The sequence below is a fragment of the Pseudonocardia sp. P-1 genome (assembly GCF_058111925.1).
On the sequence record NZ_CM176614.1, the window covers coordinates 1,730,292 to 1,750,561 of the forward strand.

The 20,270-nt window shown below is 69.3% G+C and carries 12 protein-coding genes, 1 tRNA gene, 3 rRNA genes and 2 pseudogenes; 5 read left to right on the forward strand and 13 right to left on the reverse strand.

Annotated features, from left to right (window positions below; genetic code table 11):
• Positions 1-58: 58 nt before the first annotated feature.
• From ettA to AC0GKK_RS08320, 5 genes are all read right to left on the reverse strand, one after another.
• Positions 59-1,735 (reverse strand): energy-dependent translational throttle protein EttA, encoded by a 1,677-nt coding sequence (ettA, locus tag AC0GKK_RS08300; RefSeq protein WP_208826435.1) that lies wholly within the window; start codon positions 1,733-1,735, stop codon positions 59-61.
• Positions 1,736-1,759: 24 nt separating this feature from the next.
• Positions 1,760-2,302: a single-stranded DNA-binding protein gene (locus AC0GKK_RS08305; RefSeq protein WP_346106268.1), complete on the reverse strand. Its 543-nt coding sequence runs from the start codon at positions 2,300-2,302 to the stop codon at positions 1,760-1,762.
• Positions 2,303-3,173: 871 nt separating this feature from the next.
• Positions 3,174-3,290 (reverse strand): 5S ribosomal RNA (gene rrf, locus AC0GKK_RS08310).
• 142 nt (positions 3,291-3,432) lie between these two features.
• Positions 3,433-6,515, reverse strand: a 23S ribosomal RNA gene (locus tag AC0GKK_RS08315).
• 324 nt (positions 6,516-6,839) lie between these two features.
• A 16S ribosomal RNA gene (locus tag AC0GKK_RS08320) occupies positions 6,840-8,359 on the reverse strand.
• The 16S, 23S and 5S rRNA genes sit together here, the layout of an rRNA operon.
• 736 nt (positions 8,360-9,095) lie before the next feature.
• On the opposite strand from AC0GKK_RS08320, the gene AC0GKK_RS08325 reads away from it, so the two are divergent.
• Positions 9,096-9,719 (forward strand): class I SAM-dependent methyltransferase, encoded by a 624-nt coding sequence (locus AC0GKK_RS08325; RefSeq protein ID WP_489883527.1) that lies wholly within the window; start codon positions 9,096-9,098, stop codon positions 9,717-9,719.
• 3 nt (positions 9,720-9,722) lie between these two features.
• On the opposite strand, the gene AC0GKK_RS08330 is transcribed toward AC0GKK_RS08325, so the two are convergent.
• Positions 9,723-10,526: a PP2C family protein-serine/threonine phosphatase gene (locus AC0GKK_RS08330; RefSeq protein ID WP_251786930.1), complete on the reverse strand. Its 804-nt coding sequence runs from the start codon at positions 10,524-10,526 to the stop codon at positions 9,723-9,725.
• A 193-nt stretch (positions 10,527-10,719) separates the two neighbouring features.
• Between AC0GKK_RS08330 and AC0GKK_RS08335 the strand changes: the two genes are divergently transcribed.
• Positions 10,720-10,793: transfer RNA gene (locus AC0GKK_RS08335), tRNA-Arg, on the forward strand.
• A 65-nt stretch (positions 10,794-10,858) separates the two neighbouring features.
• Here the strand turns inward: AC0GKK_RS08335 and AC0GKK_RS08340 are convergent.
• The 3 genes and pseudogenes from AC0GKK_RS08340 to AC0GKK_RS08350 all read right to left on the reverse strand — a co-directional run bounded on the left by AC0GKK_RS08340 (position 10,859) and on the right by AC0GKK_RS08350 (position 13,046).
• The gene (locus AC0GKK_RS08340) at positions 10,859-11,674 is read right to left on the reverse strand and encodes a family 1 encapsulin nanocompartment shell protein (RefSeq protein ID WP_073577214.1); all 816 of its coding nucleotides are present in this window, start codon (positions 11,672-11,674) and stop codon (positions 10,859-10,861) included.
• An 8-nt stretch (positions 11,675-11,682) separates the two neighbouring features.
• Positions 11,683-12,255: a hemerythrin domain-containing protein gene (locus tag AC0GKK_RS08345; protein WP_489883528.1), complete on the reverse strand. Its 573-nt coding sequence runs from the start codon at positions 12,253-12,255 to the stop codon at positions 11,683-11,685.
• A 9-nt stretch (positions 12,256-12,264) separates the two neighbouring features.
• Positions 12,265-13,046: pseudogene (locus AC0GKK_RS08350) on the reverse strand (serine/threonine-protein kinase).
• Between the two features lie 418 nt (positions 13,047-13,464).
• On the opposite strand from AC0GKK_RS08350, the gene AC0GKK_RS08355 reads away from it, so the two are divergent.
• Positions 13,465-14,277, forward strand: coding sequence for an LmeA family phospholipid-binding protein (locus AC0GKK_RS08355; RefSeq protein WP_489883529.1), 813 nt, complete (start codon positions 13,465-13,467; stop codon positions 14,275-14,277).
• 10 nt (positions 14,278-14,287) lie between these two features.
• On the opposite strand, the gene AC0GKK_RS08360 is transcribed toward AC0GKK_RS08355, so the two are convergent.
• Positions 14,288-15,787 carry an FAD-dependent oxidoreductase gene (locus AC0GKK_RS08360; protein ID WP_405418747.1) on the reverse strand — a complete coding sequence of 500 codons (1,500 nt, stop codon included), beginning with the start codon at positions 15,785-15,787 and terminating at the stop codon, positions 14,288-14,290.
• Between the two features lie 13 nt (positions 15,788-15,800).
• Complete coding sequence (locus tag AC0GKK_RS08365; protein ID WP_489883530.1) at positions 15,801-16,745, reverse strand: AurF N-oxygenase family protein; 945 nt, start codon at positions 16,743-16,745, stop codon at positions 15,801-15,803.
• 185 nt (positions 16,746-16,930) lie between these two features.
• Between AC0GKK_RS08365 and AC0GKK_RS08370 the strand changes: the two genes are divergently transcribed.
• Both AC0GKK_RS08370 and AC0GKK_RS08375 read left to right on the forward strand, forming a co-directional pair.
• Positions 16,931-17,752 (forward strand): MSCRAMM family protein, encoded by an 822-nt coding sequence (locus AC0GKK_RS08370; RefSeq protein ID WP_489883531.1) that lies wholly within the window; start codon positions 16,931-16,933, stop codon positions 17,750-17,752.
• A complete protein-coding gene (locus AC0GKK_RS08375) occupies positions 17,745-18,548 on the forward strand; it encodes a YceI family protein (protein WP_251786897.1) in 804 nt (267 codons plus the stop codon). The genes AC0GKK_RS08370 and AC0GKK_RS08375 overlap by 8 nt, the downstream gene beginning before the upstream one ends.
• Positions 18,549-18,647: 99 nt before the next feature.
• On the opposite strand, the gene AC0GKK_RS08380 is transcribed toward AC0GKK_RS08375, so the two are convergent.
• Together AC0GKK_RS08380 and AC0GKK_RS08385 are read right to left on the reverse strand one after the other, a co-directional pair.
• Positions 18,648-18,980, reverse strand: coding sequence for a hypothetical protein (locus AC0GKK_RS08380; RefSeq protein ID WP_405418749.1), 333 nt, complete (start codon positions 18,978-18,980; stop codon positions 18,648-18,650).
• A gap of 38 nt (positions 18,981-19,018) precedes the next feature.
• Positions 19,019-20,260, reverse strand: a pseudogene (locus AC0GKK_RS08385) (YeeE/YedE family protein).
• Positions 20,261-20,270: the final 10 nt, after the last annotated feature.

Consider the following 20,270-nt stretch of genomic DNA (forward strand, 5'->3'; position numbering starts at 1 on the left):
GGTCACCCGTCGCCGGGGACCGGCCCGACCGGATGGGGAGGTCCGGACCGGGCGGTGATCAGTCGCGGGTGAGCTTACGGTGGGTGACCCGGTGTGGTCGCGCCGCCTCCGCGCCGAGCCGCTCCACCTTGTTCTTCTCGTAGGCCTCGAAGTTGCCCTCGAACCAGAACCACTCGGCCGGGTTCTCGTCCGTGCCCTCCCACGCCAGGATGTGCGTGCAGGTCCGGTCGAGGAACCAGCGGTCGTGGGAGATGACCACGGCGCAGCCGGGGAACTGCTCGAGCGCGTTCTCCAGCGAACCGAGGGTCTCGACGTCCAGGTCGTTCGTCGGCTCGTCGAGCAGGATCAGGTTGCCACCCTGCTTGAGCGTGAGCGCGAGGTTGAGGCGGTTGCGCTCGCCACCGGACAGCACCCCGGCCGGCTTCTGCTGGTCCGGGCCCTTGAAGCCGAACGCCGCGACGTAGGCGCGCGACGGCATCTCGGTGTTGCCGACCTGGATGTAGTCGAGCCCGTCGGAGACCACCTCGAAGACGGTCTTCTTCGGGTCGATCCCGCCGCGGTTCTGGTCGACGTAGGACAGCTTGACCGTGTCGCCGATCTTGACCTCGCCGGAGTCCGGGTGCTCCAGACCGACGATCGTCTTGAACAGCGTCGTCTTACCGACACCGTTCGGACCGATCACGCCGACGATGCCGTTGCGCGGCAGCGTGAAGGAGAGATCCTTGATCAGCTGGCGACCGTCGAAACCCTTGTCGAGGTGGGAGACCTCGACGACCTGGCTGCCCAGGCGCGGGCCCGGCGGGATCTGGATCTCCTCGAAGTCGAGCTTCTTGTGCCGCTCGGCCTCGGTCGCCATCTCCTCGTAGCGGTCGAGCCGCGAGCGGCTCTTCGCCTGGCGGGCCTTGGGGTTGGAGCGGACCCAGGCCAGCTCCTCCTTCAGGCGCTTCTGGAGCTTCGCGTCCTTCTTGCCCTGGACGGCGAGGCGCTCGCCCTTCTTCTCCAGGTAAGTGGAGTAGTTGCCCTCGTAGGGGAAGGTGCGTCCGCGGTCGAGCTCGAGGATCCAGCCCGCGACGTTGTCCAGGAAGTACCGGTCGTGGGTGACCGCGAGGACGGCGCCCGGGTAGTTCGCGAGGAACTGCTCGAGCCACAGGACGCTCTCGGCGTCGAGGTGGTTGGTGGGCTCGTCGAGCAGGAGGAGGTCGGGCTGGGACAGCAGCAGCTTGCACAGCGCGACGCGCCGGCGCTCACCACCGGAGAGGTGGGTGACCTCGGCGTCCCCGGGCGGGCAACGCAGTGCGTCCATCGCCTGCTCGAGCTGGGAGTCGATCTCCCACGCGTCGGCGTGGTCGAGCTCCTCCTGGAGCTGGCCCATCTCCTCCATCAGCTCGTCGGTGTAGTTGGTCGCCATCTCCTCGGCGATCGCGTTGTACCGATCGAGCTTGACCTTCACGTCGCCGAGACCCTCCTCGACGTTCCCGAGGACGGTCTTCTCCTCGTTGAGCGGGGGCTCCTGCTGGAGGATGCCGACCGTCGCCCCGGGCTTGAGGAAGGCGTCGCCGTTGTTCGCGTTCTCCAGCCCTGCCATGATCTTGAGGACGGTCGACTTCCCGGCGCCGTTGGGGCCCACGACGCCGATCTTCGCCCCCGGCAGGAAGCTGATCGACGCGTTCTCCAGGATGACCTTGTCGCCGTGCGCCTTACGCACGTTCCGCATCGTGTAAATCAGATCCGCCACGATGCGATGGTAGATCGGGCCCGCTCAGCCGCTCGAGGCCGGTGCGGTCGCCAGCCTCGCGAGCTCGTCGAGCTCCGCGCCCTCGGCCTCGTCCGGGGCGTCGTCGTACCCGTCGTGGTCCGGCTCCTCGACGGGCGGGGCGCCCCACCGCGTCGCGGCGTCGTCGGTGTCCCGGGCCTGCGGCACCGACGGGCCCTGTGACACCGACGGACGGGGCGCGACGGCCGCCGGGGAGAAGCGGATGTCGAGTCCGACGCTGGACGGCTCGATCCGGATGCTCTGCCGCACGTCGCCCTCCCGGCCCGTCCACTCCTCGACGTACATCCGGCCGATGACGATGACGCGGTGCCCCTTCTCGAACGTCCGCACCGCGTGCTCGGCCAGGGTCCGCCAGCACGTCACCGTGTAGTAGGTGCACGCGACGTCGTGCCACTGCTCGGTCATCGGGTCCTTACGACGGTGGTTGACCGCGACCGTGAGGTCGGTGACCGGGATGCTGTTCGCGGTGTAGCGCAGGACGGGGGTGCGGGTCAGGTTGCCGACGATGGTGGCGGTGTTGTCGCTCATCGGATCCTCCGGGGCTCTGGGGTGCGTTGTCCCCATGAGCTTCACCCGCCGACGCCCCGTCGACGCGGTCGCTTCAGAGCCTGTGGACAACCGTGCCCGTTGGGGATGACCGGCCGTTCCGATCCGGTCCGGCGACGACGACTGTCGGTCGGGTGTGCTTCTCCCACCCCGACGTGTCCGTCCCCGTGGCCGGCGTCCCGAGGCGGTGACACCGCGGCCGCACGGCCCGCGTCGTCACCTCACCTGTCCCCTGCCGACCGGAGACGGACCCCGCTGCTTGATCGGAGCGGTCCCCATCGCCCGCCCGACGCCTCCTGCTCCCTCACGCACCGGACGCGGGCTCTCGATCGCACGGCATCGAACGCCCGGCGATCAGCGGGACGCCCCGACACGGTCCGCCGTAGGCCGCATGCCGTGGATGTCACGGACGCCGGTGGGGGTCCCGTGCGGCCGCCACGAGCCGGGCGCCGCACCCGATGAACGTGCCCGGCAGCGCCCGACGGGCCCCGCGACGCACACAACACTGTCCGGGCACCGTGACGACCGAGCCGTTCGGCACGCCGCACCGGGGACCCCACGTCGCTCATGTTTCTGTGACCTCGCAGGCCCTGCAGAGGGTGCGAGGTCACAGGAAGGGGTGCGAGGTGCGGCCGACCGGCAGGACGGGCCCGAGATGCGACTCCCGACTCCGCCGGGGGAGCGGCACGGCCCCGACCAGCAACCCCTCAGGGACCCGTGCCAGCGCTCGGGAACGGACACACCGACACCCGACCCGGGCCGGGCCGGGTATCACGCATCGGACCGAGAAACGGTCCGGAAACGAGAAATGCCCCGGACTCGGAAGTCCGGGGCATATCCCATGAAAGTTGAATGTCGGCGACGACCTACTCTCCCACACCCTGGCGAGTGCAGTACCATCGGCGCTGGAAGGCTTAGCTACCGGGTTCGGAATGGGACCGGGCGTTTCCCTACCGCAATGACCACCGACAACACTATCCAACTATCACCCCACCCCGAACCCGGGACAGGGGTCGAGCACACACACCGACTCCACACTGTTCCCGGGCATACCCGGGAACAGTGTGGATGGTTGTGGACTCAGGGTCACACAGTGGATGCGAACAACTCGTTGTGGCAAGCCCTCGGCCTATTAGTACCGGTCAACTCCACCCCTCACAGGGCTTCCATCTCCGGCCTATCAACCCAGTCATCTACTGAGAGCCTTACCCACTCGAAGGTGGTGGGAGACCTCATCTTGGAACAGGCTTCCCGCTTAGATGCCTTCAGCGGTTATCCCTCCCGAACATAGCCAACCAGCCGTGCCCCTGGCGGGACAACTGGCACACCAGAGGTTCGTCCGTCCCGGTCCTCTCGTACTAGGGACAGCCTTCCTCAAGTCTCCAACGCGCGCGGCGGATAGGGACCGAACTGTCTCACGACGTTCTAAACCCAGCTCGCGTACCGCTTTAATGGGCGAACAGCCCAACCCTTGGGACCTACTCCAGCCCCAGGATGCGACGAGCCGACATCGAGGTGCCAAACCATGCCGTCGATATGGACTCTTGGGCAAGATCAGCCTGTTATCCCCGGGGTACCTTTTATCCGTTGAGCGACACCCCTTCCACAAGGTGGTGCCGGATCACTAGTCCCGACTTTCGTCCCTGCTCGACCCGTCAGTCTCACAGTCAAGCTCCCTTGTGCACTTACACTCAACACCTGATTGCCAACCAGGCTGAGGGAACCTTTGGGCGCCTCCGTTACTCTTTGGGAGGCAACCGCCCCAGTTAAACTACCCACCAGGCACTGTCCCTGAACCAGATCATGGCCCGAGGTTAAGACACCCAATTCGACCAGAGTGGTATTTCAACAACGACTCCACCACCACTGGCGTGGCGATTTCACAGTCTCCCACCTATCCTACACAAGCCGAACCGAGCACCAATACCAAGCTATAGTAAAGGTCCCGGGGTCTTTCCGTCCTGCCGCGCGTAACGAGCATCTTTACTCGTAGTGCAATTTCGCCGAGTCTGTGGTCGAGACAGCGCCCAAGTCGTTACGCCATTCGTGCAGGTCGGAACTTACCCGACAAGGAATTTCGCTACCTTAGGATGGTTATAGTTACCACCGCCGTTTACTGGCGCTTAAATTCTCCGCTTCGCCCCGAAGAGCTAACAGGTCCTCTTAACGTTCCAGCACCGGGCAGGCGTCAGTCCGTATACATCGTCTTGCGACTTCGCACGGACCTGTGTTTTTAGTAAACAGTCGCTTGGGCCTGGTCTCTGCGACCGGCCGTCCCTAGCCCGCAAGGAGCCTCAAGACAACCGGCCCTCCTTCTCCCGAAGTTACGGAGGTATTTTGCCGAATTCCTTAACCACAGTTCGCTCGATCGCCTCGGTATTCTCTACCTGACCACCTGTGTCGGTTTGGGGTACGGGCCGCAACAGCACTCGCTAGAGGCTTTTCTCGACAGCATGGGATCACCCTCTTCGCCTCAATCGGCTACGCATCACCTCTCACCCTTAAATGAGCCCCGGATTTACCTAGGACTCGGGCTACAGGCTTACACCACGACAACCACCGCGTGGCGGAGCTACCCTCCTGCGTCACCCCATCACTTGCCTACTACCAGATCGGATCCCACGCTCCCCCACAAACAACACTCCCGAAGGAACGAAGGTGGGTTCGGATGGTTAGCATCACCAGCCTCGGCATGGACGCACTATCACGAGCACGGGAATATCAACCCGTTGTCCATCGACTACGCCTGACGGCCTCGCCTTAGGTCCCGGCTCACCCTGGGCGGAACAACCTGGCCCAGGAACCCTTGGTCATCCGGCGGCAGAGATTCTCACTCTGCATTCGCTACTCATGCCTGCATTCTCACTCCCACACCCTCCACCCGTAAATCACTCCCGGGCTTCACCAGATGCAGGACGCTCCCCTACCCAACAACACCTAAGTGTCATTGCCACGGCTTCGGCGGTGCGCTTGAGCCCCGCTACATTGTCGGCGCAGGACCACTTGACCAGTGAGCTATTACGCACTCTTTCAAGGGTGGCTGCTTCTAAGCCAACCTCCTGGTTGTCCGGGCGATCCCACATCCTTTCCCACTTAGCGCACGCTTAGGGGCCTTAGCCGGTGATCTGGGCTGTTTCCCTCTCGACCACGAAGCTTATCCCCCGCAGTCTCACTGCCGCGCTCTCACTCACCGGCATTCGGAGTTTGGCTGACTTCGGTAAGCTTGTCGGCCCCCTAGGCCATCCAGTGCTCTACCTCCGGTGAGAAACACACGACGCTGCACCTAAATGCATTTCGGGGAGAACCAGCTATCACGAAGTTTGATTGGCCTTTCACCCCTACCCACAGCTCATCCCCCAGGTTTTCAACCCTGGTGGGTTCGGGCCTCCACGACGTCTTACCGACGCTTCACCCTGGCCATGGGTAGATCACTCCGCTTCGGGTCTACACCCCGCGACTATGGCGCCCTATTCGGACTCGCTTTCGCTACGGCTACCCCACACAGGTTAACCTCGCCACGAAGCATAACTCGCAGGCTCATTCTTCAAAAGGCACGCCATCACCCCGAAAGGCCCTGACGGCTTGTAAGCACACGGTTTCAGGTACTATTTCACTCCCCTCCCGGGGTACTTTTCACCTTTCCCTCACGGTACTTGTCCGCTATCGGTCATCAGGTAGTATTTAGGCTTGACGGGTGGTCCCGCCAGATTCACAGCAAATTTCACGGGCTCGCTGCTACTCGAGAACACGCCCACAACAGAACCCAGTGTTTTCGCGTACGGGGCTATCACCCACTACGGCCGACCATCCCAGAGTCGTTCCGCTAACACAGGCACTTGCTGTCCCACCCTCGGCAGAAGATGAACGACACGTCTCACAACCCCGCACCCGCAACGCCTGCCGGCTTGACACGGACACGGTTTAGCCTCTTCCGCTTTCGCTCGCCACTACTCACGGAATCACTATTGTTTTCTCTTCCTGTGGGTACTGAGATGTTTCACTTCCCCACGTTCCCTCCACGCACCCTATGAATTCAGGTACGGGTAACGCCCCATGACGGGCGCTGGGTTTCCCCATTCGGACACCCTCGGATCACAGCTCGGTTGACAGCTCCCCGAGGCCTATCGCGGCCTCCCACGTCCTTCATCGGCTCCTGATGCCCAGGCATCCACCATGTGCTCTTAACAACTTGACCACAACAAGATGCTCGCATCCACTATGCAACACTCAACCCACAACCACACCCAACCAAGAAACAACCACCACCCACACACGCAGGCGTTAGGAAGCCCTCAACCAGAGCGGCCAAAGAAAACAACCCCAGCTCCGAAGAACCACAAGGTGTCCTCTCAGGACCCAACAGTGTGCCAAGCCAAACGGTCCGACGTACTGCGTTCCACCCAACGCACCCGACCCACGAACGAGGCCGCAAATGCGATTCAATGAAGGAACCACAGACTCACCATGAGCAGAACTCACAGAGCATCGTGGCGCCCCATCACATGATGGGACTCCTTAGAAAGGAGGTGATCCAGCCGCACCTTCCGGTACGGCTACCTTGTTACGACTTCGTCCCAATCGCCAGTCCCACCTTCGACAGCTCCCTCCACAAGGGTTGGGCCGCCGGCTTCGGGTGTTACCAACTTTCGTGACGTGACGGGCGGTGTGTACAAGGCCCGGGAACGTATTCACCGCAGCGTTGCTGATCTGCGATTACTAGCGACTCCAACTTCACGGGGTCGAGTTGCAGACCCCGATCCGAACTGAGACTCACTTTAAGGGATTCGCTCCACCTCACGGTCTCGCAGCCCTCTGTATGAGCCATTGTAGCATGTGTGAAGCCCTGGACATAAGGGGCATGATGACTTGACGTCATCCCCACCTTCCTCCGAGTTGACCCCGGCAGTCTCCCATGAGTCCCCACCATTACGTGCTGGCAACATGGAACAAGGGTTGCGCTCGTTGCGGGACTTAACCCAACATCTCACGACACGAGCTGACGACAGCCATGCACCACCTGCACACCAACCACAAGGGAAGCCCTATCTCTAGGGATGTCTGGTGCATGTCAAACCCAGGTAAGGTTCTTCGCGTTGCATCGAATTAATCCACATGCTCCGCCGCTTGTGCGGGCCCCCGTCAATTCCTTTGAGTTTTAGCCTTGCGGCCGCACTCCCCAGGCGGGGCGCTTAATGCGTTAGCTGCGGCACAGAAACCGTGGAATGGTCCCCACACCTAGCGCCCAACGTTTACGGCGTGGACTACCAGGGTATCTAATCCTGTTCGCTCCCCACGCTTTCGCTCCTCAGCGTCAGTATCGGCCCAGAGACCCGCCTTCGCCACCGGTGTTCCTCCTGATATCTGCGCATTTCACCGCTACACCAGGAATTCCAGTCTCCCCTGCCGAACTCAAGTGATGCCCGTATCGACCGCACGCTCAGAGTTAAGCCCCAAGTTTTCACGGCCGACGCGACACACCGCCTACGAGCTCTTTACGCCCAATAATTCCGGACAACGCTCGCACCCTACGTGTTACCGCGGCTGCTGGCACGTAGTTGGCCGGTGCTTCTTCTCCAGGTACCGTCAATCGCTCTTCGTCCCTGGCGAAAGAGGTTTACAACCCGAAGGCCGTCATCCCCCACGCGGCGTCGCTGCGTCAGGCTTCCGCCCATTGCGCAATATTCCCCACTGCTGCCTCCCGTAGGAGTCTGGGCCGTGTCTCAGTCCCAGTGTGGCCGGTCGCCCTCTCAGGCCGGCTACCCGTCACCGCCTTGGTAGGCCATCACCCCACCAACAAGCTGATAGGCCGCGGGCCCATCCCCCACCGAAAAAACTTTCCACCACCAACCATGCGATCAGTGGTCCTATCCGGTATTAGACCCAGTTTCCCGGGCTTATCCCAGAGTGGAGGGCAGGTCACCCACGTGTTACTCACCCGTTCGCCGCTCGTGTACCCCCGAAAGGGCCTTACCGCTCGACTTGCATGTGTTAAGCACGCCGCCAGCGTTCGTCCTGAGCCAGGATCAAACTCTCCAACAAAACCCTGACTTGCAACAAACAACTAGCCACAACACCCGACGGGATCGAATGCTGCAACCAAACAAACAATTTGGCACAAAACGCCAAACCGAATCAAAATAGCTCGACACACTGTTGAGTTCTCAAAAGACACCCGCACCGCACTCACCCAACCCCCTGAAAAGGAGGCGGGATCCTGAAGACGGATCGCCTTGACCCACCAAGGTAACCACACCGAAAACTCGGTGAACCACCGGGGGTCGCTGTCCGCGGGGCCTGTTGACCGAACCCCTCAGGGCCCGTTCTGTCCGGCTCACTCGCTGACAGGAAGAAAGTTACGGCATGGCATTCGGGCACGTCAAACCGGGGTCGGAAACCCGCGCTGACCTGGGCAAACCCGTCTCCGGGCCGCACAGCACCACGGTCGAGCCCGACCCTGTCGAGCGACGAACGGTCGCCCTGACGAGCTCACTCCGGATACTGGTTGACCAGCGCCGATCGCGCAAGTGCAGGCTCACGACAGGGGCCGGAACCGGTGCTCCACCCGTCGTTCGTCCCGCGTCCGCCTGCCCGCCAACAAGTTTCAAGATTTTTTCCGACCGTCCGTCGCGGCGTCCGGCCGCGACGAGCGGTCGGCAGGCGGGGGCTCGTCCCCGACGGGGACCGGCCGGGGCAGGTGATCACGATCGTCGTCCGCGGTCGGCCGTTCGTCGTGGTGACTGGTGGGAGCCGTCCGTCGGCACGCGAGACTCGGCGCGTGCACCCCGACGGAGATGTCCTCCCGCCCGTCCTGCACCGGCTGCGTGCCGGCGCGGAGCTCACCGCGGAGGCCTGGTGCCGTACCCCGGGTGCGACGAGCCGGGTACGGGCGACCGTCGTCGCCGGGCGGCTGGTGGTGGAGGCGGGGGACAGCGAGCCCCTGTGGATCACATCCTCGGCCGTGGCGCTCCCGCTGCGGACGCGGTCGGTGGACCGGGTCGCCGTGCCGATGCTGCTCCCCCACCTCCGGGACATCGACGGTCTCTTCGCGGAGCTGCGGCGGGTACTCGCCCCTCACGGGCTCATCTCGGTCCTGGTGCCGGCGCCCCGGTCGTTCGGCTGGGGTGGGGGCGCGCTGCGGAAGGCGGTGCGTGACGCGTGGCGGCACCGGTCGGCCGTCGAACACCCGGAATGGCTCGCGGCCGCCGCGGACTTCGCCGTACTCGCCGACGACCGTCTCGACTTCACCCTCGACGGGGTCGAGGCGTCGAAGGGTGCGGACGAGCTGTGCGCGGCCGGCGTCTACCCGCCCGATCTGCCGGAGCGGGCCCGGGCGGACCTCGCGGCGCACCGTTCGGCGGTCCGCACGGTGCGGCTGCGCCGGGTGGTGGCCCGGCGCTGAGGGTCAGTCCGCGGTGGCGATCTCGGCGACGGCCCCGGCGATCCGCAGGTCCTGACCCGGGCCGTCGAGGTCGTCGATCTCCACGACGTCGGCGACGATCGCGGTGATGTTGTCGGGCCCGCCGCCCTCGTTGGCGAGTGCGATGAGCCGGGTGACGACCTGGTCCGGCTCGGCGCCGGAGGCGAGCTCGCGATGCAGGGCGTCGTCGTCGAGCACCGCGGTGACGCCGTCCGAGCAGAGCAGATAGCGGTCCCCGGCGAGGATGTCGACGCGGTCGAGGTCCGGGTCCGGCGCGTGGTCGGTACTCAGCGCGCGCATCAGGACGGACCGGCGCGGGTGGTGCGCCGCCTCCTCGAGGGTGATCTGACCCTGGTCGACGAGCTGCTGGACCATCGTGTGGTCGTGGGTGAGACGGCTCAGCTCGCCACCCCGCAGCAGGTAGATGCGCGAGTCGCCGATGTGGGCGAGCGCGAGCTGGTCACCGGTGAGGAGCAGCGAGACGACGGTCGTGCCCATCCCCCGCATCTCCGGCTCGTCCGCGGCGCGGCGGGCCAACCGGTCCGTGGCGTCGTTGAGTGCCTCGGTCAGCTCGGCGGCGAGATCGATGTCGCTGAGGTCCTGCGGGAGGCGGGCCTCCAGCTCGGTGAACACCGACACCGTCGTCGCACTCGCGATCTCGCCGTGGGCGTGACCGCCCATCCCGTCGGCCACGATCAGCAGTCGGCCGGTCGTCGCTCCGGAGTCCTGGTTCGACGTCCGGCGACGGCCCACATCCGACCCGAGCGCGGATCGCAGTCCCAGCACCATGGGGACAGTATGGACGTCACGGTCCGTCAGCGTCGCAGGCGAGGCCCGTTCGGCGTGTGCTTCAACCGGTCGGATGGCACTCCGCCCAGCACACGGGCCGGATCGGGTGGTTCGTGACGGCGGTGCCGCAGCCGTGATCGCTTGCCCTCCTCGCTACGGTGGGAGCGCACCGGACGAGGTCCCGGGGCGGCCGGCCCTCGTAGCTCAGCTGGATAGAGCAAGAGCCTTCTAATCTCTAGGTCGCAGGTTCGAGTCCTGCCGGGGGCACACTATCCGCACACGACTGTGCCCCGCCGGATCACGACGGGGCACGGCCGGTGGCGGGTCGCGGGTCAGCGCAGGCGCACGCTCGCGTCCGGCTCGACGGCGCGGAAGGTGAAGCTCTCCTCCAGGTAGAGGTGCACCTCGCGCGCGTCGTGGTCGGAGTAGCCGATCGCCAGGTCCTGGCCGACGTCGAGCAGGAAGTCCCCGCCGCGCTGGCTGACGACCACGGCCCCGTCGAGGCCGTGGGCGCGCAGGATCTGCCCGCCGAGGATGCGGCTCAGGTGTTCGAACAGCGGGTAGCCGCCGTGCTCGGCGGTCTCCACGATGCGGGTGTAGCCCTCGGGCGCGATCGCCATCGCGTAGGGGCCCTCGATGCCGTTGCGGCGCAGCTGGTCCACCGCACGGGCGACGGCGCCGGGGTAGGTGTCGGGGTTGTCGCCCAGGGCCACGGTGTCGTAGGGCGAGACGTCCGCGATGCCGGCGAAGCCGGCCTCCGGCCAGCCGTGGAAGATCGCGCGGTTCTCGATCGCGGCGGCCGCGCGGGCGGCGCGGGCGAGATCGTCGAACTCGGGGTCCTGCGCGCCGCGCTGCAGGTCGTCGATCTCGTCGCGGGACACCGTGAACGGGACCCGGAACTCGGCGAGCGGCTGCACCCGGCGCAGGCGGGCCGTGATGCCGTCGACGGCGACGCCCGGCGGCGGCCCGTCGAGCCGCTGTGAGCGACCGAGGTCGACCGACGACGTCTGCCAGCCCGCGGTCCCGGTCCAGTCGGCGAGGCGGCGCCCGGCCAGGAGCGGGGTCAGGCGCTCGCGCGCCTCGTCGTCGACGGCCTTCCAGGCGGTCGTGGGGATGGGTGCCTTCTCCCGCAGGAGGTGGTCGTGCACGGCCACGTCTACTTCCCCTTCAGGCTGCCGATGCCGAGCCCGTCACGGGTCGGGTCGGACGGGTCGATCTCGGCCCGGACCTCGTCGACGTAGGCCTCGGGGTCCTTGTCGGAGTTGTCGAGGCCCGCGGTGGTGGGGTGGGCGTCGAGGAACTCGGCGAACTGCCGGCCGAGCGACTCGCGCAGGCCGGTGGTGGCGTTCAGGCGGAAGTTGGCGAGGCCCTCGTTCTCCTCCTCGCCCATGTGCTCGTCGTTGGCGCGGCGGGCGGCCCAGACGCCCTCCCACCACTGGCCGCTGCCGACCGGGCTGCGCTCGGCCTGCGCGACGCCGTCGCGGATCTCGTTGTGGTCCCCGATGGCGTCGAGCGTCTCGTCCTCCGGGTCCTCCCCGTGCGCGAGGAGCTGCGGGTAGAAGATCTTCTCCTCGGCGAGGGCGTGCACGTCGAGGCGCGCGGCGAGCGGCTCCCAGAGGCGGGCGAGCTCACGGGGGTCGGAGTCGCGGGCCTGGAGCTCGTCCAGCGCGGCGAACTGTCGGCGGAACCAGGCGTGGTCGTCGAGGATCAAGGCGGTGATGTCCGGCACCCGCGCAGGCTACGACGGTCCGGAGCCTCCGTCTCCCCGAAGTCCCGGCGGTAGTCGGGGGTGCCGGAGGCCGACGGCGAGGTCGGCGGCGGCCGGCCGGTCCCCCGGGTGCCGGCGGGTCGAGTCGGACAACGCCCGGTGCAGCCGGGCCGGCAGCTCGTCCGGGACACGCGGAGGCCGGTGCAGCCGGGCGACGGCGGACTCCACCGTGGTCCCCGGGTACTCCCGCTCCCCGGTGAGCGCCTCGAGCAGGACCAGGCCGAGGGCGTGCACGTCCGCGGCGGGCCCGACGGTCTCACCGGCGACCTGCTCGGGCGCGAGGTAGGCCGCGGTGCCCAGGACGGCGTCGGTCCGGGTCAGCACGGAGTGGCCCAGCACGCGGGCGATGCCGAAGTCGGTGAGCCGCGCCCGGCCGGTGTCGGAACAGAGCAGGATGTTGGCGGGCTTCACGTCGCGGTGCACCACCCCACGGCTGTGCAGGTACGCGAGCCCCGACGCGATGTCGGCGCCGATCGCGACGGCCCGCTCGACCGGCAGCGGGCCAGCCGGGCTGCGAGCGTCTCCCCCTCGACGAGCTCGGCCACCAGGAAGGGTCGGCCGCGGTCGACTCCCCCGCCCAGCAGCCGCACCAGGCCCGGATGGTCCAGGTGGGCCATGGTCCGCAGCTCACGGCACTGCCGGTCCACGCCATCGGCGTCGTAGCGGTCGAGGAACAGCTTGACCGCGACCACCCGGTCCTCGTGCGGGTCCCACGCCCGGTACACCGTCGCCCGTCGACCCGATACCGACATGGGTCGCCAGGATGTAGCGGCCGGCGATCACGTCGGTCTCCGGGACGGGAGAGCGCATCACTGCCATGACAGACGGTGCCGACATCACCTGTGCACCTGTCCAGACCGGAGCCCGTCGATCACTCTCACGAGCGTCCGTAAACAACCCGATGAGGCCATTCCCGGGACCCGGAAGGCCTTGCGGGACAGCGGAAGGACGACGGTCCCGCGCTCCGCCGGGGTGGCCCGCCGTCCGCGACCGGACGACCGGGGGCGGCCGGCGGTGCCGGTGCGCCGGTGCCGCGCGACCGCCGTCGCGCCACCGGCCGACCACGCCGTGCGGGTCGTCGCACACCCCGGTCGCGGCCCGGGCGGGTCGCCGCCGGGCCTGCGAGGCTCGGACCGACCCCGTCCACCGTCCGAGGGAGCCTCCAGCGCCATGGCAGTCGAGACGCCGGCCGGGGTCTCCGCGGCGTCGGCCCTGCTGGACGCGGGCACGGCGCCCGGGTCGGCGCTGCTGTTGCGCGCGCTGCTGGAGGCCGCGCGGCTGCGCTACGTCGGACGCCCGACGACGCTGCGTTCCCGCGGGTCGGAGGTACGGCTGGTGCCGACGGCCGTCGCGTCGTCGGGGCTCGGTGCCCGGGCGCTGACGACCGGGCGGTTCGCCACGGTCACCCTGGCCGCGCGCGACGTCGTCCGGCCCGGCCTCGCGCTGCGCGGACTCACCGTGACCGCCGCGGACGTGCGGCTGCGCCCCGGCCTCGCGCCGGAACTGGTGGCCGGTCCGGTGGGGATCGAGGCCGAGCTCGACCCGGACTGGGTCGCCGGGCGCCTGCGGGAGCACCTGTCGCAGGTCGAGGTGGGTGTCGACGCCGACGGCGTCGCCCGGGCCCGGCTGCGTCGCCGTCCCGGGCTCGGGGCCGCCGACCTCGCCGTGTCGGTGGACGGGCACACCCTGTCCTGGAAGGTCGTCGGTCTGACCGTCGCCGGGCGGTGGATGGGGCCACCCCGGTCGGCGGACACCCGTCGCTCGGTGCGGGCGATGGTCGACCGCAGCCCGCTGGCGGCGATCCGCTCGGGCCGGGTCGAGCTGCCCGGGCTGCCCGGTGCGCTGCGGCTGCACGGGATCGACCTGACCCCCGGGCGGATCCTGGTGCGCGGCGGGCTCGACGGGTGGCGCCGCACCGTCCCGCTCGCGCGGATCGACGACGTGCTGCGCGGCGCGCTGTCATTGCTGGACCTGAGCCGCTGATCAGGGGCGGTCAGCTCCGGCGGAGCCGCCGGGTGATGGCGCCCAGGCGCGAGGCCGGGCGGCGCGACGGGAGCCGGCCGGCGACGGCATCGTCGAGCAGGGACCCGACGGTCTCGGCCGCGCAGGTGCGGTTGGTGCCGATCCCCCCGGACGGGCCCCGCTTGATCCAGCCGACGACGTAGTGGCCGGGACGGCCCTCGACGCGGCCCGCGTCGTGCGGGACGACGCCGCGGTCGTCGTCGAAGGGCAGGCCGGCGACCGGGCGGCCTCGGTGCCCGACGGCGCGCACGACCAGGTCGGCCGGGATGTCGGTCCCGTCGGCGGTGTGCACCCCGCGGGCCCGGGTGGTGCCGTCGACCCGTTCGGGCGCCGAGTGGAACCGGAACACCACCCGCGGGCGCTCCGCGGGCACCGACCAGTCGATCTTCTCCCGGCGGGCGCCGCGCAGCAGCGCGTGCGACGGGGACGCGGCGGGGCCGTCGAGGGACTCGGCGATGCGGGGGTCGTGCTCGTCGACCACGACCTCGACCGTGCTGCGGCCCAGCAGCTCGCGCAGCTCCGGCGCGGTCGCGGCGACCGCTTCCGGGCCACGGCGGGCGAGCAGCACGACCTCGGTGATCGCACCGGTGCGCAGGGCGGCCAGCGCGGCAGGATCGATCGGGGTGCCCTCCAGGTCCGCGGCGGGCGCGGTGAGGACCCGGGCGACGTCGATCGCGACGTTGCCGGTGCCGACCACGACGACCCGTCCCGCCGCGGTGTCCACGGCGTCACGCGGCACGTCGGGGTGGCCGTTGTACCAGCCCACGACGGTGTCGGCGGCGATGCTGCCGACTCGCCCCTCCCCCGGCAGGCCCAGGTCGCGCGGCACGGGCGCCCCGACGGCCCAGATGACGGCGTCGTGGCGCTGCGCGAGCTCGTCGGCGGTGACGTCGCGGCCGACCTCGGTGCCCAGGCGCATCCGCACCCGCGGGTGGGTGTGGAAGCGGGCGAAGGACTCCCCGATCCCCTTCGTCGACGGGTGGTCGGGCGCGACCCCGAACCGCACCAGACCGCCCGCGACGTCGAGCCGGTCGTAGAGCGTGACCGTCGACGAGGTGTGCAGGAGCAGGTCCTGGGCGGCGTACATCCCGGCGGGCCCGGTCCCGACGACGGCGACGTCGAGCGGGGCCATGTCCGCGGGAAGCGACCGTGTGAACTTCAGCGGGTACCACTCGTGGAACAGCGGTGAGTCGCCCTCCAGCTTCCCGGCGACCGGCTTGCCCTCGTAGTAGTCCGCGTTGACCTCGGCGTACCCGGCGAGCGACGCGCTCAGCCTCTCCACCGGGAAGATCGCGTCGACCGGGCAGGCGTCGGCACACGCCCCGCAGTCGATGCACGCCCGCGGGTCGATGTAGAGCATGTCGGTCGTGGCGAAGTCCGCCTCGTCGGGCGTCGGGTGGATGCAGTTCACCGGGCAGGCCGCCACGCAGGACGCGTCGGTGCAGCAGGTCTGGGTGATCGCGAAGGGCACGGCCGGCTCCGGGTCAGATCAGGTTCGCGCGACGGTAGAAGTACAGCGCGGGCCTGGTCAGCAGGCCGCAGGATCCCAGGAACTCCATGAGCCCGGCGCAGGAGGAGCGCAGCAGCGCCTTGTGGTGCTCGTTGGCGGCCGCCTCGCGCAGGGCGCGCCGGGTGTCGAGGCCGACGTTGGCGTAGACCTCCTCGTTCCACATGCTGGTCACGATGAAGTACGCGGCCATCGCGACGGCCAGCGCCTGCCAGTGACGACGGACGGGGCCGGCGCCGCGCAGGTTCTCCTTGGTCTCCTCGCGGGCGAACTTCATGTGCCGCGACTCCTCCACCACGTGGATGTTGGAGATGGTCCGCACGAACGGGGCGACCCGCTCGTCGCGCATCCAGTCGCGCTGCATGACGTCGAGGACCTCCTCGGCGACCAGGATGGAGGCGTAGGCGGCCTCGCCCCGCCAGGTGGCGGCGCAGAAGCGGCCGAGCGCGACCGTGGAGCGCTTCGGGACGTACGCGGGGGCCCCGAGCTTCGCCGAGCCGCGGGCGAACATGATCGAGTGCCGGCACTCGTCGGCGATCTCGGTCAGGGCCCACTGGAACGACGGGTCGGTCGGGTCCTTGGCGTAGAAGTCCCGCAGGACCAGCTGCTGCAGGATCATCTCGAACCAGATGCCGGTGGAGGCGACCGAGGCGGCCTCGTGGCGGGTCAGCTCCTTGCGCTTCGCCTCGGACAGCTCCGCCCAGTAGTCGGTGCCGTAGAGGCTGCTCCACTCCGGGCTCATGCCGTGGTCGTCGGGGTTCAGCGGGGTCTCCCAGTCGACCTGGGTGGACGGGTCGAACGACAGCTCCGCGGACGAGCGCAGGAGACGCTCGGCGGTGTCGTGACGCTCGGCGGTGTGCCGGTCCGCTGCGTGCCGGACGTCCCCGGCCTCGAGCCCGTGCTCCGGAACGGTGGCGGTCATGTCGACTCCTCGCAGACAACGACGTCAGTGCTGTAACCGCCGGTAACGTTACCACCGGTTACACGTGACGCAAGTCCTGGGATGCGGCACGACACGATCACCGCCCGGCGACACCGGTGCGGGTGACGCACGTCCACCCGGGAGGGTTATCGTTGCGATGCGCAACTAACCTGGGAGGTCGCGACGTGACACCGGAACGGGACGGACCTGCGGTCGTCGGCACCGTGCGGGGGCGGTCCGGCACCCCCGTGCCGGGCGCGACCGTCACCGTCACCGACCTGGACGGGCGCCAGCACGGGCGGGCCGTCAGCGGCGGCGACGGCACCTACGCCGTGGCCCTGACCACCGGCGGGACCTATCTGGTGGTGACCCGCACCGACGGTGCCGGGCCCGACGCCGGGCTCGTCGCCGTCGTCGCCTCCCCCGCGCGGCACGACGTGACCGTCGCCAGCGGCGGCACGGTGCGGGGCACGCTGACCGACGCCGCGGGCCGCCCGATCGGGAGCGCCGCCGTCACGCTGATCGACACCGCGGGCGAGGTCGTCGCGCACACGCCGACCGACACGGCGGGCCGGTTCCTGGCCGAGACCCCCGGTACCGGCCCGCACACCCTCACCGCGACCGCACCCGGGCACGGGCCGCTGGCCCGCACGGTCGACGCCGACCCGGCCGGGCCGCCGGTGGAGCTGCGGTTCCCGGCCCTGGCCGGGATCGCCGGCGTCGCGCGCAGCGGCGACGGCCGCCCGGTCCCCGGGGCGCGGATCGTGATCGGCGACAGCGACGGGCGCACCGTCGCCGAGACCACCACCGGCCGGGACGGCAGCTACGAGCTGCACGGGCTCCCGCCCGGACGGCACGAGCTGACGGCGAGCGGCTGGGCGCCGGTCGTCGTCGCGGTGCAGGTGGCGCGCGGCGCGACCACACCGGTCGAGGTGCGCTTCGGCGCCCCGGACCCGACCGACGACCGGATCGGCGACCCGACGAGGACGGAGCAGGGACGTGGCTGAGCTCTACGGACGGCTGAGCACCCCCGACGGCTGGCCGGTGACCGGCGCGACGGTCACCGTCATGGACGCCACCGGCGTGCAGCGGGGCCGGGCGGCCAGCCGGGCCGACGGCGGGTTCGCGGTGGCGGAGCTGGCGGCGGGGCCGCACACCGTCGTCGTCGCCGCGGCGGGGTACGAGCCGTCGGCGCGGGCGGTCTCCCTCGCCGGGGACGGCACCGACCTGGGCCGCGTCGAGCTCGCCCGGGCGGGCGGCGCGGTGCTGCCCACCCCGGGCCTGTGGCGGATCGACCCGCAGCACTCCAGCATCCGGGCCACCGCGCTGCACCTGGGGATGAGCCGCATCCACGGCAGGCTGCGCCGGTTCTCCGGCGACCTGCGGGTGGCCGACCCGTTCGAGGCCAGCTCCGTGAGCGTGTCGATCGACGCGGGCTCGGTGGACTCCGACGACCCCGACCGCGACACCCACCTGCGGACCGCGGACTTCCTCGACGTCGAGACCCACCCGGCCATCGGCTACGAGGGCGACGGCCTGACCCGCGTCGACGCCACCCGCTGGACGGTGCACGGGATGCTGGCGCTCAAGGGAGTCAAGGCCCCCGTCGACCTGCACATGACCTACGGCGGCACCGGCCCCGACCTGTGGGGCGGCACCCGGGCGGCGTTCACCGCCACCACCGAGATCTCCCGCGACGAGTTCGCGATCGACTGGAACCAGTCGGTGCTGGCCGGGGTGCTGGCCGTCGGCCGGACGCTGCGGATCGACCTCGACGTGCAGGCCGTCCTGCAGGAGGACTGACCCACCCCCGGCGCACGGCCGCCCCGCCCGGACGCGCGGTCCGGGCGGGGCGGTCGGCTCGGCCCGGGCGGCCCTGTGCACAGCCGCCCGGGACGGGTCTCAGCTCAGGCCGTCCAGCACGCCGAACGCGGGCGCAGTCAGGTCGACCGGCTTCAGCAGGTCCTCGGGCGCCGCCGCCGGGACGTCCTTCAGCAGGTACACCGGGGTGTTGCCGTCCGCGCGGTCGCCTGCGGACTCGTTCAGATCGGCCGAGTCGCTCGGCGTCGCCTCGCCGTCGTAGTGCCAGACGGAGCCGTCGTAGTGCGCGTCGCCGTGGCCGTGGCGGCTGCCGTGGTGGCCCTCGTCGGCGTGCGCGAGGCCGCCGGCCAGGGTGGCCAGCGCCCCGGCGCCGGCGACGGCGGCCAGCGCGCGGACGGTGGTACGTGCGGTCATCGTGTGAACCTCTCTGGTGGGGGGAGCGTCCGGCCGGCTCAGCAGAGCGAGTCGGCAGGCTTGGGGTTGGTCAGGCCGAACAGCGGCCGCAGCCGCAGCCCGACCCAGGTGCCGCCGAGCGCGACGACGGCCCAGATCCAGCCGTGCAGGCTGAACGAGGCGATGCCGGAGAAGTAGGCACCGATGTTGCAGCCGCCCGCGAGACGCGCGCCGTAGCCCATGGCGATGCCGCCGAGGACCGCGCCGAGGGCGAGCTTCCACGGGATCCGCTTGTGCAGCACGAACGCGCCGCCCACCGCGGAGGCCACCAGCGCGCCGATCATGATGCCGACGTCGAGGTTGGAGATGCGGTCGGCCAGCACCGGGGCGGCCAGCGACCGCGCGTTCGCCGGGACCTGCCAGTACGCCAGCCCCGCCATGTCGAACCCGACGGCCTGCAGGAGCTTCGAGCCCCACAGCGCGAACGCCGAGGTCACGCCCCACGGGGCGGCGGAGACGAACAGGACCGCCGCGTTGAGCACGGCGAGCACGACCGCGCCGACCCACATCGGCCACGATCCGCGCAGGACCCGCGCGACGCCGCGCGCCGACGGCGGGCGCTCGACCGGCGGCGGGGTCCGCCGGCGGGCGACCACCCAGGTGACCGCGGTGATCGCGGCCGTCACCAGCAGGGTGACGGCGACGGCGCCGGGGTAGCCGAGCAGCTGGGCCAGGTTGACGCTCGGGCCCTGCGGCACGGTCTGCGTCCAGAAGGTGTGGGTGAACACCGCGAACATCGAGCCGACGACGAACCCGAGCAGGGTCAGCACGATCGCGGACTGCCCGCTGCCGACGGCGAACAGCGTGCCCGAGGCGCACGACCCGCCGACCTACATGCCGACGCCGAACAGGAACGCGCCGACGACGAGCCCGATGCCGATCGGGTTGGTGAACCCCTTCGGCTCGCCGGCGAGGGCGAACCCGGACGAGAGGATCACCGCGAACAGCACCGACGCCGTCGCCAGCATGACCATGTGCGCGCGGATCGCGGCGCCCTGCCCGACGGCGACGAGCTGGCGCCAGCCGGAGGTGAAGCCGAACCGGGAGTGGAACAGGGTGAAGCCCAGGGCCAGGCCGAGCGCGGCGGTGCCGACCATCGTCGCCGGGGCCACCGTGCCCACCCCGACCAGGAACAGCACGGCCAGGACCAGGCCGACGGCGACGACCCGCCACTGCGGCGGGGCGGCGGCGCGGTCCTGCGGCCCGAACGCGGTGCGCCCGCTGCCGGGCAGCTCGCGCAACGCGCGGGCC

What these genes read in the sequence shown, in the direction of transcription:
- AC0GKK_RS08365 (WP_489883530.1), bottom strand. Translation starts at nt 16,745, where the DNA reads ATGACCGCCACCGTTCCGGAGCACGGGCTCGAGGCCGGGGACGTCCGG.
- AC0GKK_RS08355 (WP_489883529.1), top strand. Translation starts at nt 13,465, where the DNA reads ATGGCAGTCGAGACGCCGGCCGGGGTCTCCGCGGCGTCGGCCCTGCTG.
- AC0GKK_RS08380 (WP_405418749.1), bottom strand. Translation starts at nt 18,980, where the DNA reads ATGACCGCACGTACCACCGTCCGCGCGCTGGCCGCCGTCGCCGGCGCC.
- AC0GKK_RS08330 (WP_251786930.1), bottom strand. Translation starts at nt 10,526, where the DNA reads ATGGTGCTGGGACTGCGATCCGCGCTCGGGTCGGATGTGGGCCGTCGC.
- AC0GKK_RS08305 (WP_346106268.1), bottom strand. Translation starts at nt 2,302, where the DNA reads ATGAGCGACAACACCGCCACCATCGTCGGCAACCTGACCCGCACCCCC.